The sequence below is a fragment of the Lentzea sp. CC55 genome (genome assembly GCF_021056325.1).
GTDB lineage: Bacteria > Actinomycetota > Actinomycetes > Mycobacteriales > Pseudonocardiaceae > Lentzea > Lentzea jiangxiensis.
The window spans coordinates 109,826-126,319 of the sequence record NZ_JAJCXE010000008.1 but is presented as its reverse complement, the minus strand read 5'-3'; the positions used below and the strand labels follow the sequence as shown (position 1 = coordinate 126,319).

The window sequence follows — 16,494 nt, the reverse complement described above, 5'->3', positions numbered from 1 at the left end:
GCCTCAGGCCGTCGTCCCCGGCTTCACGCCGTTGTCCACCGCCTCCGCGGCCAGCGCGACCATCTCGTCGAAGCCCGCGCGGATGCCGTCCGCGAGCAGCTGCACGTCCGGCACGCCGTCGAAGTCGGCGTTGATGCCGAACGTGAACCGGTCGAGGTAGGAGAAGATGCCGACGGTGATCCGGATCGTCGAGGCGACCGGCACGTACGGGAACATCTCCACCAGCGGCCGGCCGAGCATGTAGAGCGGGATGCGCGGACCGGGGACGTTCGTGGTGACGGTCTGCAGGATCTGCTGCGGGAACCGCATCGCGGTCCGCGACCCCAGGGCCATCAGCGTCGGCGCGGCGAAGTTCGACAGGTTCGTGATGACGTCGGCGCCGGCGGCCTGGCGCGAGCTCTTCAGGTCGTCCATCTGCGAGCGGATCGACGCGAGGCGTTTTACCGGGTCCGCCTCGCCCACGGGCAGGTTCACCAGCACGGCGCTGACGCGGTTGTTCAGCTCGTTGTGCTGATTGGCCTTGCGCATCGACACGGGCACCATGGTCCGCACGACCATGCCCTCGGTCAGCTCGCCGCGCTTCTCCAGCAGGTCGCGGAAACCGCGCGTGACCGCCGCCAGGACGACGTCGTTGACGGTGCCGCCCGCGACCGCGCGGATCTGCCTGATCTCCGCCAGGTTCGCCCGCGCCCACACCCAGCGGCGGTGTGGCCCGATAGGACCGTTCAGCGACGTCGCCGCGCGCGTCACCAAGCGACGTGCCGTACCGGGAAGAGAACCGAGAACGGACTTGCCGAAGTCCACGATCTCGCTGAGGGACCGGACGTTGCGCGCGATCGCCGGCAACGCCGACAGGTGCTGCACCGGCGTCACCACGGCGTCGCGCACGCCGTCGACGACCAGGTCGAGCGTCGAGGGCTGCGGCCGCGGCGTCCACTCCGCGGGCTCCGGCAGCTCGCCGTCCCGCCGGAAGTCGAGCACGAGCTGCAGCATGTCCGAACCGGACACGCCGTCGATCATGCAGTGGTGGACCTTGGAGATGATCGCCCAGCGGCCGCCCTCGAGACCCTCGACGAGCCACGCCTCCCACAACGGCTTCGAGCCGTCGAGCCTCTGCGCGAAGATCCGGCCCGCGAGGTTGCGCAGCTGGTCCTCGCCGCCCGGCGCCGGCACGGCGGTGTGGCGCACGTGGTAGAGGATGTTGAAGTGGTCGTCGTCGACCCAGACCGGACGCCCGACGTGGAACGGCAGCGCCTTCACCTTCTGCCGGTAGCGCGGCACCTGGTCCATGCGCGCCAGGAAGAGGCGGATCACGTCACCGTAGGACGGCACCGGGCCGTCGAAGACCAGGACGGAACCGACGTGCATCGGCACGTTCTCGTCCTCGATGAAGTAGAAGCCGGCGTCCAGGGAGCTCATGCGATCCACTCGGGGAACAGTAGAGGAGCTTGTGCGTCCCGATCGACGTCCATGCAGGTGAGAGGCACTGCACAGCTGTGAGGTTGCCGACGCGTTACATCCGGGTGGCGAATCGAGACTCGAAAGTGCTGGCTAAAAGATCGATCACGAAACATCATGGACCCACTGGGCGAAGCCGCCCGGGGCGCCGGCTCGGGGTTGTCGACGTGTGGGGAGGCTCCTATGTCCGCTGCTGTTCCGGACGAGGTCTTCGAAGATCCTGCTGCCTCTCGCCTGCACCTCGTCAGAGGCTCGGCGCCCGGTCTCTTCTGGTACCTCACCGAGCCCACCCGCTGCGCCCTGGACGTCAGCGGGTTCGTGGCCACGCGGTCGATGCTCAAGGGCGCTCCCGCGGGGGACGGGCACCCGGTGCTCGTGTTCCCGGGCCTCGGCGCGGCCGACTCGTCCACGGTGATGCTGCGCCGTTTCCTGTCCGGTCTGGGCTACCGGGTGAACCCGTGGGGCCTCGGCCGCAACATCGGGCCGACGCGCAAGGCCGTCGACGGCATGCACGCCCTGGTGAAGAAGGTGTCCGACGAGTTCGGCGGGCCCGTGTCGATCGTGGGCTGGTCGCTGGGCGGGATCTTCGCGCGTGAGATGGCGCGCGACCACCCGCACCGCGTCCGCCAGGTGATCACGCTCGGGTCGCCGTACAACATGAGCGATCCCGTGCAGTCGCGGGCGATGCCCGCGTTCGCGTTGTTCTCACGTCTGCACATCCCGAAGGACGAGTTCCCGCCGCCGGAGGCGACGAGGCCGCCGATCCCGGTGCCCGCCACGTCGATCTACTCGAAGACCGACGGCATCGTGTCGTGGGAGTCGTGCGTCGAGGAACCGGGACCGGGCAGGGAGAACGTGCAGGTGTCGTCCTCGCACCTGGGCTACGGCTTCAACTCGAGCGTGCTGTGGGTCGTCGCGGACCGGCTGGCGCAGGCGGAGGGCACGTGGGCGCCGTTCGCCGCGCCTCCGGGAATGGCGCGGCTCTACCCGCGCGCGGCCTAGAACCCCTGTCGCGCGGGGAAAGCGGGTGGGACTCGGTCCCACCCGCTTCGCGCATGATCGCTTCAGGGGGTCGTGGTCAGTCGTTCACCGCCTCGAGCAGGTTCGTGGCCGCTGCGTGGGCGTTGCCGCCGTGGCCGCCGTGACCGGTGTTGCCGCCGTGGGTGTTGCTGGCGTTGATCGCGTCGCCGGTGTTCCCCGTGGAGGTGTCACCGGAGTGACCGGAGTGCGTGCCGGTGAGGCAGATGGAGTGCACGCACATCACGGTCGCCGAGTTGTGGCCGGTGTCGCCGGAGTCGCCCGAGTCGTCGCTCTCGCCGGAAGTGGCGTTGTTGGTGCTGTTGGCGTCGCCGCCCTCACCGGAAGGCGCGCCGTTGCCGCCCGTCGCGGTGGCCGTGGCGTCGCTGTCCACGCCGCCGTGCGGGGCCTTGGCGTCGTCGTCCGACTCGATCGCGGTGGTGTTCGCCGCCGTTGCGTGGGCGTTGCCGCCGTTACCACCGTTGCCGGTGTTGCCGCCGTGGGTGTTGCTGATGTTGATCGCGTCGCCGGTGCTTCCCGAGGACGTGCTGCCCGAGTCGCCGGAGTGCGTGCCGGTGAGGCAGGCGGAGTGCACGCACATCACGGTCGCCGAGTTGTGGCCGGTGTCGCCGGAGTCACCGGAGTCGTCGCTGTCGCCGGAGGTGGCGTTGTTGGTGCTGGAGGCGTCGCCGCCCTCACCGGAAGGCGCGCCGTTGCCGCCCGTCGCGGTGGCCGTGGCGTCGCTGTCGGCCGCGTCCCCGTGGTGGTGGTGGCCAGGGGCGCTCTTGTCCTCTTCCTCGTCGGCTTCCTCGTCGTCCTCTTCCCAGTTGGCCGAGACCGAGTTGTTCGCCGCGGCGTCGGCGTTGCCACCGTTGCCGCCGTGGCCGGTGTTGCCGCCGTGGGTGTTGCTGGTGTTGATGGCGTCGCCGGTGTTGCCCGTGGACGTGCTGCCCGAGTTGCCCGAGTTGGTCCCGGTCTGGCACTTCGAGTGCACGCACATCACCAGCGCGGAGTTGTGCCCGGTGGAGCCGGAGTCGCCGGACTCACCCGAGTCCCCGCTCGTCGCGTTGTTCGTGGCAGCCGCGTCGCCCCCGTGGCCGGAGTGCGCGCCGTGCCCGCCCACGGCCGATGCCGCGGCCTCGAGACTGAACCACTCCGCGGACATCGGGTGATGTCCTGCGCCGCCGATCTTGAACGGGTGGAAGGCGCTGATGTCGGCACTGGCGGTCGATCCACCCGCCAGCACGAGGCCTGTGGCCACAGCCGCGGCCAGAAGGCCTGATTTGACGTTCTTGCGCATGTTCTTCCTCTCTTGACGACAACCTCTGGGAAGTGGAGGCGTGCCGGTCATCCGGCCGAGGTGTCCCTCCACGACCCGGAGTCGATCGGCGTCCGGGCCGCGGGGTTGACGTTCGAGCCGGGGACAGGACTTCGCCGCCCACCGTCGCGCGGGTGTTCCGCGATCGAGCACCTCCCCACAGCGGAACGACCTCGTTGCGCTGTTTGGAGTAGCCGGGGTGGACGGTGAAAAACATGCGGGACATCTCCTAGCTGAATGGGCGACAAGCCGTCTGCCTGCGCCGATGTCGGCGGCCACCTGACGAGGGAGGCGCACCTCGGACAGGGGACGCGCGAACGGATGACCCGTCACCGCCCGACGCGGCCGGCAGAAGGCGTTGGTGTGTCAGCGGAAGGCGTTGCGCGTGTAGGTGAGGCTGAAGTCGCCCTTGCCCGAGAAGTAGCGGTCGACCACCAGCGCCGGGTCCGTGGCCAGGTAGCCGCGGTGGATCGCGCCGTCGTTCTGGTCGTCCCAGCCCCACGGCGCGTTGGCGGCGTTGTCCTTGCCGTTGTCACCGCGGAACGTGCCGAAAGACGAAAACGTCTCGGAGTTGTTGCGGCGCGCCCACATGCCGTTCGGGTCGAAGGTGTTCACGAGGCGGTAGCCGACGTTCCGGTCGTTGCCGCCCGACGGGACCTCGCCCGTGGCGGCGGGGAAGTAGACCACGCCGTCGCCGCCGGGGAAGTCGGTGCCGTCCCAGCGGTACAGGCCGTGGCCCTTGGCCTCCTGCCACGTGGCGGGACGGCCGCCGACCAGCAGCAACGTGCCGTCGACGGTCTCGGCGCCGCTGCGGAACGGCGAGCCGGCGGGCACGTAGGAGTAGAAGTCGCTGTGCGCCACGGTGATCGCGGCCTCGAGCCTGCCGAACCCGGTGTCCCTGCGGACGACGAGCAGCACGCCCTCCAGGTCGTTCTCGTGCGTCCTCGTGCCGAACGGGTCCGGCTGGTCGTCCCAGTCGCGCGGGTGGAAGAAGCTGTAGACGAGGAACCAGTGCGTGGGCGTCTCGACCACGGAGTAGTAGGAGGCGCCGGTGAGCTTGGCGAGCTGGGTCTGGTTCTCCCAGTTGTCCGAGGTGTTCCAGTTGCCGTCGAAATCCACAGTGGACAGGTAGTCGGCGTCGGCGTCGGAGTCGTCGGTGTCCTGGTGGTGCACCGGCGCCCAGTGCGACGCCAGGTCGTGGTCGGACACGGCGGCGTGGGCGGGCGCGGTGAGGGCCGTGGTGAAGAGTGCGACGGCCAGCAGGGAGGCGCGAATCGTTTTCACGCCGGCGCACGCTAGCTGTAGATGGTGACCGTCAGACGGGGGTTCGAGCGAAAATCAGTCGACTCGTAGGCGACGCGCGCGAGAGGCATCGAGCCGGCCGCCGCCGTCAGCGTCGTCTCGATCTCGTGGCGCTCGTCCTCGGTGAGGTAGGACCAGAAGGAGCTGTGCCAGACCACCGTGTACGTGCCGCGGCCCTCCGGCGGCACGAGGTTCTCCCGCAGCCACCGCCCGGCGGGGGACCGCGCGACCTTCACGCCCACCTTGGCGGCGAGGTCGATGGCGTCGTCGAGGTCCCACCGCAGCGAGTCGTGCTCCGGCGGGATGAACGACTGCAGGATCATGGCGTGCTTCGGGTCGGCCGGGTCGCGCGGCTGCAGGTCGCAGCCGGCCCGGTCGACGATCTCCAGCCGCGGCGGCTGCGGCCCCGTCGCCGCCAGCCGCACCGGCGAGTCCTTGTCGCCCCACTCCCAGCCGAGCCCGAACCAGCGGTAGTGGTCGAGGATCAGGTTCAGCCCCGCGCACGCCCCGAGCTCGAGCAGCCGCACCTTCGGCGCGCCGATCATCGTCAGCCCGCGCAGCAGGAACCCGGCGGTCTTGGGCTGGTGCTGCTGCACCGTCCGGTCGAGCGCGGCCAGGACCTCGCCGGGGTTCTCGACGATCGCGTCCCGCGCCGCCAGCCACGTGAGCAGCGCCGGCGAGTCCGACTCGCCGCTCATCGCGGCGGCCTGCGCGCTGGCGAACCGCCGGCTGAGCTCCGGCGCCTTGCCCGACAGCATCAGCAACCGCACGCCCGCGAGCGCCTGGACCCCGAACAACGGGCTGTGCACGGCGCTGTGCGAGCACAGCAGGTCCGCCACGGGCCCGCCGCGGTCGAGCTCGCTCGCGAGTTCGGAGAGGAGGCGCGCGGACACGGGCGCGGTCGTCCGCAGACGCACCGCGAGAGCGCGGAGCGTCGAAGCCCCCATGGCAGCCGCGGTCACGAGCCCTCCCCTCCTCGGCAGGGGGACTTTACAAGCACACCCCCGCGTTCCCGGCCCTGTGAGACCACGCGTGCCGCCGGTGCCGGTGGGTATCGTGCGGCGGGTGAGCGAGTTCCTGGAGCTGTCCGCGGCCGGTCCGGTCGCCACGTTGACGATCAACCGCCCGGCCAAGCGCAACGCGATGTCGTACGAGATGTGGTCGGCGCTGCCCGGGTTGCTCGCTCGCGTTTCCGCAGATGAGAGCGTTCGAGTGCTGGTGATCCGCGGCGGTGAGCACTTCAGTGCGGGCGCCGACATCTCCGAGTTCTCGTCGTTGCGGCGCGGTGCCGACGGCGCCGCCCGCTACGGCGAGGCGGTGCACGCGGGGGAACGCGCGATCGCCCGGTTGGACAAGCCGACGATCGCGGCGGTGTCCGGGTTCTGCGTCGGCGGCGGGTGTGAGATCGCCCTCGCCTGCGACATCCGGGTGGCCGCCCCCGGCGCCCGGTTCGGCATCACGCCCGCGAAGCTCGGGATCGTCTACAACTTCACGTCGACCAAGGCTCTGGTGGACGTCGTCGGGCCCGCCTGGGCGAAGCAGATCCTGTTCTCCGCCGACCTGGTCGACGCCTCGACGGCGTTGCGGATCGGGCTCGTGAACGAGGTCGCCGAGTCGCTCGACGCCAGGGTCGAGGAGCTGTCCGGGCAGATCGCCGGGCGGGCGCGGGTGTCGGTGCGCGGCGCCAAGAAGATCATCGGCTCGATCGTCGACGGCGGGCACGAGGACGACTCCGTGCGGGCGCTGTACGCGGAGGCCGCCTCCAGTGCCGACTACGCCGAGGGCGTGTCGGCCTTCCTGGAGAAGCGGCCTCCGCGGTTCTGACTTCTAGAAGACCTCGGCGGCGATCGTCGTGTCCGGGCCGTGGCCCGTGTGCACCACGGTGTCGCCGGGCAGCGTCAGCAGCTTCTCCCGGATCGACGCCTCGATCGTCGGCCGGTCCGAGAACGACCGCCCGGTCGCGCCCGGCCCGCCCTGGAACAGCGTGTCGCCGGTGAACACCGCGCCCAGCGAGGGCACGTGGAAGCACACCGCGCCGGGCGAGTGGCCCGGCGTGTGCAGCACGTGGATCTCCTCGCCGGCGACCGTGATCACCTGGCCGTCCTCCAGCGCCTGGTGCGGGAGGACGCCGGTGTGCGTCAGGCTCCACACCACGTGGTCGGCCTGGTGCAACGCCATCGGCGCGTTCGTCGCGTGCGCCAGGTCCGGTGCGACCCGGACGTGGTCGTCGTGCGCGTGCGTCAGGAGGATCGCCACGACGCGGCGCCCGGCCACGACTTCGAGGATGTCGTCAACGGAGTGCGGGGCGTCGATGACGACGCATTCGCTGTCGTCACCGATGACCCACACGTTGTTGTCGACGTCGAAGGTCTCGCCGTCGAGCGAGAACGTGCCGGAGGTGACGGTGTGGTCGACGCGCAGGGTCATCAGAACACCACGACCGATCGCAGCACGTCGCCGTGGTGCATCTTCTCGAAGGCGGCCTCGACGCCGTCCAGCGGGATCTCCTCGGTGACGAACGCGTCGAGGTCGAAGCGGCCCTGCTGGTACAGGTCGACGAGCATCGGGAAGTCGCGGGACGGCAGGCAGTCGCCGTACCAGGACGACTTGAGCGATCCGCCGCGGGAGAAGAAGTCGATCAGCGGCATGTCGAGCTTCATGTCCGGCGTCGGGACGCCCACCAGGACCACGGTGCCGGCGAGGTCGCGGGCGTAGAAGGCCTGCTTCCACGTCTCGGGGCGGCCCACCGCGTCGATCACGACGTCGGCACCGAACGAGTCGGTGAGGTCCTGGATCGCGGTGACGACGTCGTCGACCTCGCGGGCGTTGATGGTGTGCGTGGCGCCGAAACCCTTGGCCCACTCCAGTTTCCGCGGGTCGGTGTCGACGGCGATGATCTTCGCGGCGCCGGCGATGCGGGCGCCAGCGATGGCGCCGTCACCGACACCGCCGCAGCCGATCACGGCCACCGAGTCGCCGCGGCCGACGTTGCCGGTGTTCACCGCGGCGCCGACGCCCGCCATGACGCCGCAACCCAGCAGGCCGACGGCGGCGGCGCGGGCCGACGGGTCGACCTTCGTGCACTGTCCGGAGTGGACGAGGGTCTTCTCCGCGAACGCGCCGATGCCCAGCGCCGGCGAGAGCTTCGTGCCGTCGGTCAGCGTCATCGGCTGCGAGGCGTTGAACGTCGAGAAGCAGTACCACGGCTTGCCGCGCTTGCAGGCGCGGCAGGTGCCGCAGACCGCGCGCCAGTTCAGCACGACGAAGTCGCCCGGCTCCAGGTCGGCGACACCGTCGCCGACGGACTCCACGACACCGGCGGCCTCGTGGCCCAGCAGGAACGGGAACTCGTCGTTGATGCCGCCCTCGCGGTAGTGCAGGTCGGTGTGGCAGACGCCGCACGCCTGGACCTTCACCACGGCCTCGCCGGGGCCGGGGTCGGGCACCAGGATCGAGGTCAGCTCGACGGGAAGACCTTTGCCTCGGGCAACGATGCCCTTGACCTCTTGCGCCACTGCGGTTCCGTCCTCACTTGATCAGTGTCGTGCCTTCGAACTCACCGAGTTCTTCCCGGTAGAACTCAATCCCTACACCGTTGGGGTCGCGGATGTACAGGCTGTCCTCGACGCCGCGGTCAGGCCCCAGGTACTCGACGCCCGCCTCGTCCAGCTTGGCCTTGATCTCGGCGAACCGCTCGGCGGACGTCGACAGCGCGAGGTGCTGGACGGCGCCGATCGTCTCGGAGAACGCCGGGTGGTCGTGACCCGGGAAGTCGAAGAACCCCAGCAGGTTCTTCGACCCGAGGTCGAAGAAGAAGTGGCTGGAGCCGTTGTAGTCGCGGTTCTCGACGAGCTCGACGAGCGGGAAGCCGAGGAACTCCTGGTAGAACTCGATCGTCTCCTCGACGTCCTTGCAGATCAGCGCGATGTGGTGCACCCCGCGAGTGGGGGAGCCGCCTCGCTCGGCGAGCGGCTTGACGTAGCGTTCGCGCAGCTCGTCGCGCTTGGCCCGGATGGCGGCGAGCTCTTCACCCTCTGGCTGTGGCATGCCAGCAGGGTAGTTGAGGATTCAAACTCTTGCAGGCTGAAACCACGTCGCTTCAGCCGCGAATGCCCGGCCCGCGACGTCGTGGGCCGGGTACGCGCGACAGCTCGCTCAGTTTTCCTCGTCGCCGGGCCACTCGCCCGTCAGCTTCTGGAAGCCCTTGGCGCCGCCGCGGTCGATCGCGGCCTTGACCAGGCCGAAGATCGCACCCTGCAGCGCGGCGGCCAGCAGGACCTCGGTCCACGCGCGGTTGCGCATCGTGGCGCTCGGCGCCTCCTTGTCGCCCGCGACGAGCTTCCAGATCTGCCCGAAGATCGCGGTGGCGAGGAAACCTCCCAGCGCGCCGAACAGCATTCCCAGCGGTCGGTACAGCAGCTTCATCGGTTCCTCCTGGAGAACGCCCAGATGGCGACGATCAGCGCGATCAGCGCCGCCGCGAGGGCACCGGGGTGGCGGCGGGCCTTCTCGACCTGCTCCGCCACGGGGGTGGGCAGGGAGTCGACGGCCTGGTTGGTGGCAGCGGTGAGCCGCACGACCGTCTCGTGCGCCTGCTCCTTCACGCGATCGGCTGTCTCCTGCGCCTGCTCCTTCACCCGGCCCGGCACGTCGACCTTGTGCGCCAACGCTTCCACGGTCTCACCGAGCTCGCGCCGAGTCCGTTCGACGTCGCGCTGCAGCTGCTCCTTCGGGTCGGTCATCGGTGCGCACTCTCCTTGATCGTGGCGATGTCCCGCTGGACGTTGTCCATCGCCTGCCGCGGCACCGGCGGCGCGGCCTGCTTGACCTGCCCCTTGCCGACGAGCGCGAAAATGCCCGCGACCAGCAGAAGGGCGGCCGCGACGATCAGCGCGGCCGCCCACGGCGGTACGACGAGTGCCAGCAGCAGGATCAGGCCCGCGACGACGCTGAGCCCACCCCACCACGCGAACACGCCGGCCGCGCCGAACATCCCGGCGCCGACACCGGCGTGCTTGCCCTTGTCCTTCAGCTCCACGACCGCGAGACGGATCTCATCGCGCGCGAGCCTGCTCACCTGCTCGGACAGCTGGCTCACCAGCTGCGCGGTCGACGTGTCGGTGTTCATGCACGTCGGCTACCCAGAGCGAGGTTGAGCCAATCAGTCCGCACGGCCTCTTGCGGCCTCGTGAGGTCCAGGTCAGCCCTGCTGCTGGGCCTGGGCTTCCTTGACCTTGGCGTGGACCTCGGTCATGTCCACGTTGCGCGCCTGCTCGATCAGGTCGTCCAAGGCGTTGCCCGGCAACGCACCCGGCTGCGAGAACAGCACGACGCCCTCGCGCACGATCATCAGCGTCGGGATCGACCGGATGCCGAACGTGGCCGCGAGCTCCTGCTGCGCCTCGGTGTCGACCTTGCCGAACACGATGTCCTCGTTCTTGTTCGACGCCGCCTCGTAAGTGGGCCCGAACGCACGGCACGGCCCGCACCACTCAGCCCAGAAGTCGACCAGGACGATGCCGTCAGCGCCGACCACCTCGTCGAAGTTCTCCGTGGTCAGCTCGACCGTCGCCATGTGGTCCTCCTCGTTTGTCGGGTACCCGGTCCAACGGACGGGACGGCGCTGGAATTCCCGGGCGGGCGGTGGGGTACTCCCGGCTACGGCTCGGGAGGGCCGGGTGGGGTGGGAGAGCCGCGGTCCGCCGCTCCGCTGGGCCGCACTCCGCCCCGCTTCGCGCTCCGCCCCGCCCCGCTGTCGCCTCAGGCTGCTGCCGCGCTCTGCAGCCTCAGGCTGCTGCCTCGCCCTGCCGCCTCGCGCTGCTCCGCCGCCCGGCCCCACCCCACCCCGCCGCGTCGCTCCGCCGCCCTGCCGCTCCGCCCGGCGCTCCGCCGCCCCACCCTGCCGCGCACCTCCGCCGCCCCGCCCCACCCCTCCCACCCCCACTGCCAGGCATCTCCCCCACCCCACCCCGCGTTGCCGATTCGTGTCCTTCGACCGCTTCAACTTTTTGTGGAGACCTTCAACCAGGCGTAAGCGCAGGTAGGCGCGAAGCATCGGAGCCAAACCTTCCGCCCACCTCGCACACCCCTCGGACGTGCGCGTTCAACTTTTTGTGGACGGCTTCAACGCGGCGTTGTACGGTCCCCGCCATGATGCCGCGCCTGCTCGTGACCTCGCTTCTCGTGTTGGGGCTCGCCGCCTGCGGGTCCACGTCCGACCCCGCCTCGCAGACGTCCACCCCGCCGTCCGCGGACCTGTCGTCGGTCCGGAAGGACGACAAGCTCGCCGCCCTGCTGCCGCCGGAGGTCGCCTCGGCCGGCACGTTGAAGGTCGGGTCGAACATCCAGAACCCGCCGAACAACTTCTACGCCGAGGACGGCAAGACGCCGATGGGGTCCGAGGTGGACCTGATCAAGGCGATCGGCGCCAGGCTGGGGCTGAAGGTCGAGCACAGCGACATGGCGTTCAGCTCGCTGATCACCAGCCTCGAGACCGGGCGCGTCGACGTGACGATGGCGGCGATGAACGACACCGCCGAGCGCCAGCAGAAGATCGACTTCGTGGACTACTTCACGTCCGGCATCACGATCATGGTGCAGAAGGGCAACCCGCAGGGGGTCAAGGGGCCCGACGACCTGTGCGGCAAGGGCATCGCGGTGAACCTCGGCAGCTCGCAGGAGCAGTTCGCCAAGGAGCAGAGCGCGAAGTGCGTGGCCGCGGGCAAGCCCGAGGTGCAGCTGAGCGTCACCGACAGCGACACCGGCAACCAGAACCAGCTGCGCACCGGACGGGTCGCCGCGATCCTCAACGACCTGCCGACGGCCGTCTACGTCGCGAAGACCGCGGGTGACGGCGAGTACTTCGAGGTCGTGCCGCTCGCGCCGATCAACGGCGGGCCGTACGGGATCGGTGTCGCCAAGAAGAACGCCAAGCTGTCCGAGGCGATCAAGGCCGCGCTGCAGTCGCTGATCGACGACGGCACCTACGACAAGATCGTCACCACCTGGGACATCAAGCAGGGCGCGATCGCGAAGGCCGCCATCAATGGCAAGTGACACCCGCACCCGCGACGTCGGGGAAGAACTGGTCGTCGTACCGCTGAGCCACCCCTGGCGGTGGATCAGCGGCGCGGTGATCGTGCTGGTCATCGCGGGGCTGGGCTGGGCGATGTCCGAGGCCCAGATCCAGTGGGAGGACGTGCCGGGGTTCTTCACGCACCCCGTGATGCTCGAAGGCCTGCTCAACACCATCGTGCTCGCCGTCGCCGCGCAGGGCGGCGCGATCGTCCTCGGCGTGGTCGTCGCGCTCATGAGGTTGTCGGCGAACCCGGTGGCCCGGTGGTTCGCGGTCGGCTACATCTGGCTGTTCCGCGGCCTGCCGGTGCTGCTGCAGATCCTGATCTGGTTCAACCTGGCGCTGATCTTCAAGAACATCAGCATCCCGATGCTGTTCTCGGTGCCCACCAACGTGGTCATGACCGCGTTCGTCGCCGCGCTGCTCGGCCTGGGGCTCAACGAGAGCGCGTACATGGCGGAGATCGTGCGCGCCGGGCTCAGCAGCGTCGACGAGGGGCAGACGGAGGCGGCGAAGTCGATCGGCATGACGCCGATGACGACGTTGCGCCGAGTCGTCCTGCCGCAGGCGATGCGGGTGATCATCCCGCCTACGGGCAACAACTTCATCAACATGATCAAGGGCACGTCGATGGCGTCGGTGATCGCCTTCACGGAGCTCATCCACGCCGCGAACAACATCTCGTCGCGGAACCTGGAGATCATGGAGACCCTGTTCGCCGCCGCGGCCTGGTACCTCGTGATGGTGTCCCTAGCGTCGATCGGGCAGCACTACCTGGAGCGTGCTTATGGCCCTCGTTGAGGCGATCGGTGTCCGCAAGTCGTTCGGCCACACCGAGGTGCTCAAAGGCATCGACCTGGAGGTCGAGCGCGGCGAGGTCGTGTGCCTGCTCGGGCCGTCGGGCGCGGGCAAGTCGACGTTCCTGCGCTGCGTGAACCACCTGGAGACCATCGACGCCGGGCGGATCTGGGTCGACGGCGTGCCGGTCGGCTTCCGCTCGGCGAACGGCAAGCTCTACGAGCTGCGCGAGCGCGAGGCCGCCCACCAGCGCCGCGACGTCGGGATGGTGTTCCAGCGGTTCAACCTGTTCCCGCACCGCACGGCGCTCGAGAACATCATGGAAGGGCCCGTCCAGGTGCTCGGCAGGGGCAGGGCCGAGGTGCGCGCGGAGGCGTTGGCGCTGCTGGAACGGGTCGGGCTGGCCGAGAAGGCCGGCGCCTACCCCGCGCAGCTGTCGGGCGGTCAGCAGCAACGTGTCGCGATCGCGCGCGCCCTGGCGATGAAGCCCAAGCTGATGCTGTTCGACGAGCCCACGTCCGCGCTGGACCCTGAGCTGGTCGGCGAGGTGCTCGACGTCATGACCTCGCTGGCCCGCGACGGCATGACGATGATCGTGGTCACCCACGAGATCGGCTTCGCCCGCTCCGTCGCCGACCGCGTGGCGTTCCTCGTCGACGGGGCGGTGGTCGAGACCGGCACGCCGGCCGACGTGCTGGACAATCCGCAGCAGCCGCGCACGCAACAGTTCCTCGCAAAGGTGCTCTGAGTTGATCGACGCCTCGTACCTCGCCCAGTTCCGCGAACCGGAGGGGTATCTCGACTTCGCCCGCTTCGGTCCGCCGTCGCTCCCGGTCGTCACGGCCACCGCGCGGTTGATGGAGCAGGCGTCGCTCGCCGGTCCATCCACTGTGGACACCCTGATGCGCGAGGAGCAGCGGGTGAAGGCCGCCGTCGCGCGGCTGTGCCGTTCGGACACCGACCACGTCGCCCTGGTGCCGAACACCTCGACCGGCCTGTTCCAGGCGGCCTTCGGGCTGTCGGGCACGGTCATGTACTCGGCGGCGGAGTTCCCGTCCAACACCTACCCGTGGGTGCGGGCGGGGCTCCCGTCGGTCGTGCTGGACGGCCCGGTGCACCCGGCCGCGGTCGCCACCCACCTCGAGCCGGAGGTGTCCGCGCTGGCGGTGTCCGCCGTGGACTTCCGCACCGGCTACCGGGCGGACCTGGCGGCGCTGCGCGAGGCCGTGGGCGACCGGCTGCTCATCGTCGACGGCATCCAGGGCTTCGGCGTGGTCGACGAGCCCTGGGAGCTCGCCGACGTCCTGGTGGTCGGTGGCCAGAAGTGGCTGCGGGCGGGGTGGAGCACCGGTTTCGTGGTGCTCTCGGACCGGGCGCTGGAACGGCTCGACCCGGTGCTGTCGGGCTGGACGGGCGCGGTCGACGCCGGCCTGTTCGACAACGAGGTGCACGACGCCGCCCCGGACGCCGCCTCCTGGAACATCACGAACCTCTCGCCGGTCGTGTCCGGTGCCTTCGCGGAGGCGCTCGAGCTCGTGGAGCGCGCGGGGGTGCCGGAGATCGACGCCGCGGTCGGCGAGATCGTCGCGGAGCTCGAGGAGATCGTGCTGTCGAGCGGCGGCAAGGTCGTGTCGGCCCGCGAACGACGGGCCGGCATCCTCGCGTTCACCATGCCGGACGCGGCGCCGGTGGTGGGGGAGGCGTTGAACGCCTTCGGCATCACGGCCACCGTCAGGCCCGAGCACGTCCGCCTGTCGCCGCACGCCACGACGTCGCGCGGCACCCTGGAACGCCTGCGGACCGCCCTGAAGTCGTTGTCCGGCCCGGTTTCCTCACCGGTGCCCGCGGCGCTGTCGGCACTGGTGCCGACGGTCGGCAGCCTCGCCTCGGCGCTGGGCCCGGACACCGAGGTCGTCGTGCACGACCTGTCGAGGCTGCCGAACTCGATCATCGCGATCGCCGGGTCCCTCACCGGCCGGCAGGTGGGCGGGCCGATGACCGACCTGCTGCTCGGCCTGGTCCGCCGCGGCACGACCACCGACATGCCCGGCTACGAGACCTACGCGCCGGACGGCCGGGCGATCTGGTCGTCGACGACGTTCGTGCGCGACGCGGCCGGCGTGGCGGTGGGGTGCCTGTGCGTCAACAAGCTCGCCGCGCATGAGGCCTCCGGACCCGTGGAGTCGTTCCCCCAGGACGTGGACACGCTGCAGCGCGTGCTCGTCGAGAAGGCGATCGCGGACGTCGGCGTGCCGGTCGAGCTGATGAAGAAGGTGCACAAGTCGCAGGTCGTGCGAGTCCTGGACGAGGCCGGCTTCTTCCTCATCCGGGACTCGGTCGACCACCTGGCGGGTGTCCTGGAGGTCACCCGGTACACGATCTACAACTACCTCAACGAGAACCGAGGGACCTGAGCAGCGAAGCCCAGGCGGGGACGGAGAACGCGAGGGTGGGGCCGCTCGCGTTCTTCGAGTCCCGGACGAGTGCGTTGTGAGCCAGGGAGACCTCGACGCACTCGCCGTCCTCGGTGCCGTCGCTGTAGCTGCTAGTACGCCAAGTGCGGTCCTGAGTCATCGAGTTCCTCTCGCGGTCGGCTGACGTACTCCGCCAGCTTGCTCCGCGATTGTTCCGCACTCAAGGCGACCTCACCCAAGCGGTCGAAGAGGAGTCTGGTCCGCGCGATCGCTGCCGGGTCCTGGACGAAGACCTTCGCGAGGTTCGTCTCGCTGAAGACGATCGGCCTGGACTTCTCGTACTCCCACAGCACGCAGCCCGTGGCGGCCACTGGTGCGTCAGCGGGCACGATGCGGATGGTGTGGGTGGCGAACAGCAGCCGAGCGTACTGGTCCTCCATGATCAGGCTGCTGCCGACTCGCAGCTGCAACGCGTGCTCGTGGATGTAGAACAAGCAATTCGGCCGATCGTGTCGGCGAAGAATCGCTTGGCGGTCGGTCCGGAACTGGACCAGCGTCGGAATGCGATCCTCGGTGACGAGTCCGGTCGTCCGGTACAGCCCGTCGGCGTACTCCGGGGTTTGGACCAGGCCGGGTATCGACTGCGGTGAGTAGCTGGTGATCGTCGTGGCGGTGGACTCCGCCATCGCGACGGTGCGAAGATTCCCGGACACCTGCACGAAGTACTCGTCGAACGCGTACCGGTAGCGGCGCTTGAAGTCGTTGACGAAGTCGATGTCCTTGCCGCACATGGACAGGTACTGGATGAGGTCGATCTCGCTGGCGCGTGCCTTGCCGTGCTCGACGGTGGAGACCTTGCTCGGGTCCCAGCCGAGTTTCACGGCGAGCCTGTTGCCGCTCAACCCGGTGCACGTCTCGCGCAGGTGCCGGAGCTCGTCGCCCAGGTCCCTGCTGTAGGCGGTGGAGGGAGTCATGTGCCGACGCTATGGGTTGTATTCACTTCAAGCAGGTGCTCGTTCGGGTGAAAACGAACTCGCGTCACGGAGCTTTCGTGAAACTTGCATCTTCCGCATCCGTCTTCTCCGCTTTACCGTTCCAGGTGTGAGAGCGCT

19 protein-coding genes are annotated in these 16,494 nt (G+C 69.5%); 6 read left to right on the top strand and 13 right to left on the bottom strand.

The genetic code is table 11. From position 1 onward, the window contains the following. Window positions 1-3: 3 nt before the first annotated feature. Complete coding sequence (locus L6E10_RS05630; protein ID WP_236217754.1) at window positions 4-1,419, bottom strand: wax ester/triacylglycerol synthase family O-acyltransferase; 1,416 nt, start codon at window positions 1,417-1,419, stop codon at window positions 4-6. A gap of 222 nt (window positions 1,420-1,641) precedes the next feature. Between L6E10_RS05630 and L6E10_RS05625 the strand changes: the two genes are divergently transcribed. After that, window positions 1,642-2,460, top strand: a complete 819-nt coding sequence (locus L6E10_RS05625) for a triacylglycerol lipase (protein WP_236217451.1) — start codon at window positions 1,642-1,644, stop codon at window positions 2,458-2,460. 76 nt (window positions 2,461-2,536) lie between these two features. On the opposite strand, the gene L6E10_RS05620 is transcribed toward L6E10_RS05625, so the two are convergent. The 3 genes from L6E10_RS05620 to L6E10_RS05610 all read right to left on the bottom strand — a co-directional run bounded on the left by L6E10_RS05620 (window position 2,537) and on the right by L6E10_RS05610 (window position 6,057). After that, window positions 2,537-3,775, bottom strand: a complete 1,239-nt coding sequence (locus tag L6E10_RS05620; RefSeq protein ID WP_236217449.1) for a hypothetical protein — start codon at window positions 3,773-3,775, stop codon at window positions 2,537-2,539. Between the two features lie 384 nt (window positions 3,776-4,159). After that, a complete protein-coding gene (locus tag L6E10_RS05615) occupies window positions 4,160-5,077 on the bottom strand; it encodes a hypothetical protein (protein WP_236217447.1) in 918 nt (305 codons plus the stop codon). A gap of 11 nt (window positions 5,078-5,088) precedes the next feature. Next, window positions 5,089-6,057, bottom strand: a complete 969-nt coding sequence (locus tag L6E10_RS05610; RefSeq protein WP_236217445.1) for a DUF2332 family protein — start codon at window positions 6,055-6,057, stop codon at window positions 5,089-5,091. A 103-nt stretch (window positions 6,058-6,160) separates the two neighbouring features. On the opposite strand from L6E10_RS05610, the gene L6E10_RS05605 reads away from it, so the two are divergent. Then, entirely contained in the window at window positions 6,161-6,919 is a 759-nt protein-coding gene (locus tag L6E10_RS05605; protein WP_236217443.1) for an enoyl-CoA hydratase/isomerase family protein, read from the top strand. Between the two features lie 3 nt (window positions 6,920-6,922). Here the strand turns inward: L6E10_RS05605 and L6E10_RS05600 are convergent, their stop codons facing one another. From L6E10_RS05600 to trxA, 7 genes are all read right to left on the bottom strand, one after another. Continuing rightward, window positions 6,923-7,522, bottom strand: coding sequence for an MBL fold metallo-hydrolase (locus L6E10_RS05600; RefSeq protein ID WP_236217441.1), 600 nt, complete (start codon window positions 7,520-7,522; stop codon window positions 6,923-6,925). Then, a complete protein-coding gene (locus L6E10_RS05595) occupies window positions 7,522-8,610 on the bottom strand; it encodes an S-(hydroxymethyl)mycothiol dehydrogenase (protein ID WP_236217439.1) in 1,089 nt (362 codons plus the stop codon). The genes L6E10_RS05600 and L6E10_RS05595 overlap by 1 nt, the downstream gene beginning before the upstream one ends. Before the next feature lie 13 nt (window positions 8,611-8,623). Then, a complete protein-coding gene (locus L6E10_RS05590; protein WP_236217437.1) occupies window positions 8,624-9,142 on the bottom strand; it encodes a VOC family protein in 519 nt (172 codons plus the stop codon). A 108-nt stretch (window positions 9,143-9,250) separates the two neighbouring features. After that, the gene (locus L6E10_RS05585; protein ID WP_236217436.1) at window positions 9,251-9,520 is read right to left on the bottom strand and encodes a DUF4235 domain-containing protein; all 270 of its coding nucleotides are present in this window, start codon (window positions 9,518-9,520) and stop codon (window positions 9,251-9,253) included. Next, window positions 9,517-9,837, bottom strand: coding sequence for a DUF3618 domain-containing protein (locus L6E10_RS05580; protein ID WP_236217434.1), 321 nt, complete (start codon window positions 9,835-9,837; stop codon window positions 9,517-9,519). The genes L6E10_RS05585 and L6E10_RS05580 overlap by 4 nt, the downstream gene beginning before the upstream one ends. Beyond that, the gene (locus tag L6E10_RS05575) at window positions 9,834-10,223 is read right to left on the bottom strand and encodes a phage holin family protein (RefSeq protein WP_236217432.1); all 390 of its coding nucleotides are present in this window, start codon (window positions 10,221-10,223) and stop codon (window positions 9,834-9,836) included. The genes L6E10_RS05580 and L6E10_RS05575 overlap by 4 nt, the downstream gene beginning before the upstream one ends. Before the next feature lie 72 nt (window positions 10,224-10,295). Then, entirely contained in the window at window positions 10,296-10,670 is a 375-nt protein-coding gene (gene trxA / locus L6E10_RS05570; RefSeq protein ID WP_090101565.1) for a thioredoxin, read from the bottom strand. 575 nt (window positions 10,671-11,245) lie between these two features. Between trxA and L6E10_RS05565 the strand changes: the two genes are divergently transcribed. The 4 genes from L6E10_RS05565 to L6E10_RS05550 are packed head-to-tail and all read left to right on the top strand — an operon-like array spanning window position 11,246 to window position 15,382. Next, window positions 11,246-12,151, top strand: a complete 906-nt coding sequence (locus tag L6E10_RS05565) for an ABC transporter substrate-binding protein (protein ID WP_236217430.1) — start codon at window positions 11,246-11,248, stop codon at window positions 12,149-12,151. Then, window positions 12,141-12,971, top strand: a complete 831-nt coding sequence (locus L6E10_RS05560) for an amino acid ABC transporter permease (protein ID WP_236217428.1) — start codon at window positions 12,141-12,143, stop codon at window positions 12,969-12,971. Before L6E10_RS05565 ends, L6E10_RS05560 begins: the two co-directional genes overlap by 11 nt. Continuing rightward, a complete protein-coding gene (locus tag L6E10_RS05555) occupies window positions 12,958-13,716 on the top strand; it encodes an amino acid ABC transporter ATP-binding protein (protein ID WP_236217426.1) in 759 nt (252 codons plus the stop codon). Before L6E10_RS05560 ends, L6E10_RS05555 begins: the two co-directional genes overlap by 14 nt. A 1-nt stretch (window position 13,717) precedes the next feature. After that, a complete protein-coding gene (locus L6E10_RS05550; protein WP_236217424.1) occupies window positions 13,718-15,382 on the top strand; it encodes an aminotransferase class V-fold PLP-dependent enzyme in 1,665 nt (554 codons plus the stop codon). Here L6E10_RS05550 and L6E10_RS05545 read toward each other — a convergent pair. Both L6E10_RS05545 and L6E10_RS05540 read right to left on the bottom strand, forming a co-directional pair. Continuing rightward, on the bottom strand, window positions 15,360-15,542 hold the full coding sequence (locus L6E10_RS05545; RefSeq protein WP_236217422.1) for a DUF397 domain-containing protein: 183 nt from the start codon (window positions 15,540-15,542) through the stop codon (window positions 15,360-15,362). The two genes, L6E10_RS05550 and L6E10_RS05545, sit on opposite strands and share 23 nt — an antisense overlap. Further along, a complete protein-coding gene (locus L6E10_RS05540; RefSeq protein ID WP_236217420.1) occupies window positions 15,514-16,356 on the bottom strand; it encodes a helix-turn-helix transcriptional regulator in 843 nt (280 codons plus the stop codon). Before L6E10_RS05540 ends, L6E10_RS05545 begins: the two co-directional genes overlap by 29 nt. Between the last annotated feature and the right edge of the window lie 138 nt (window positions 16,357-16,494).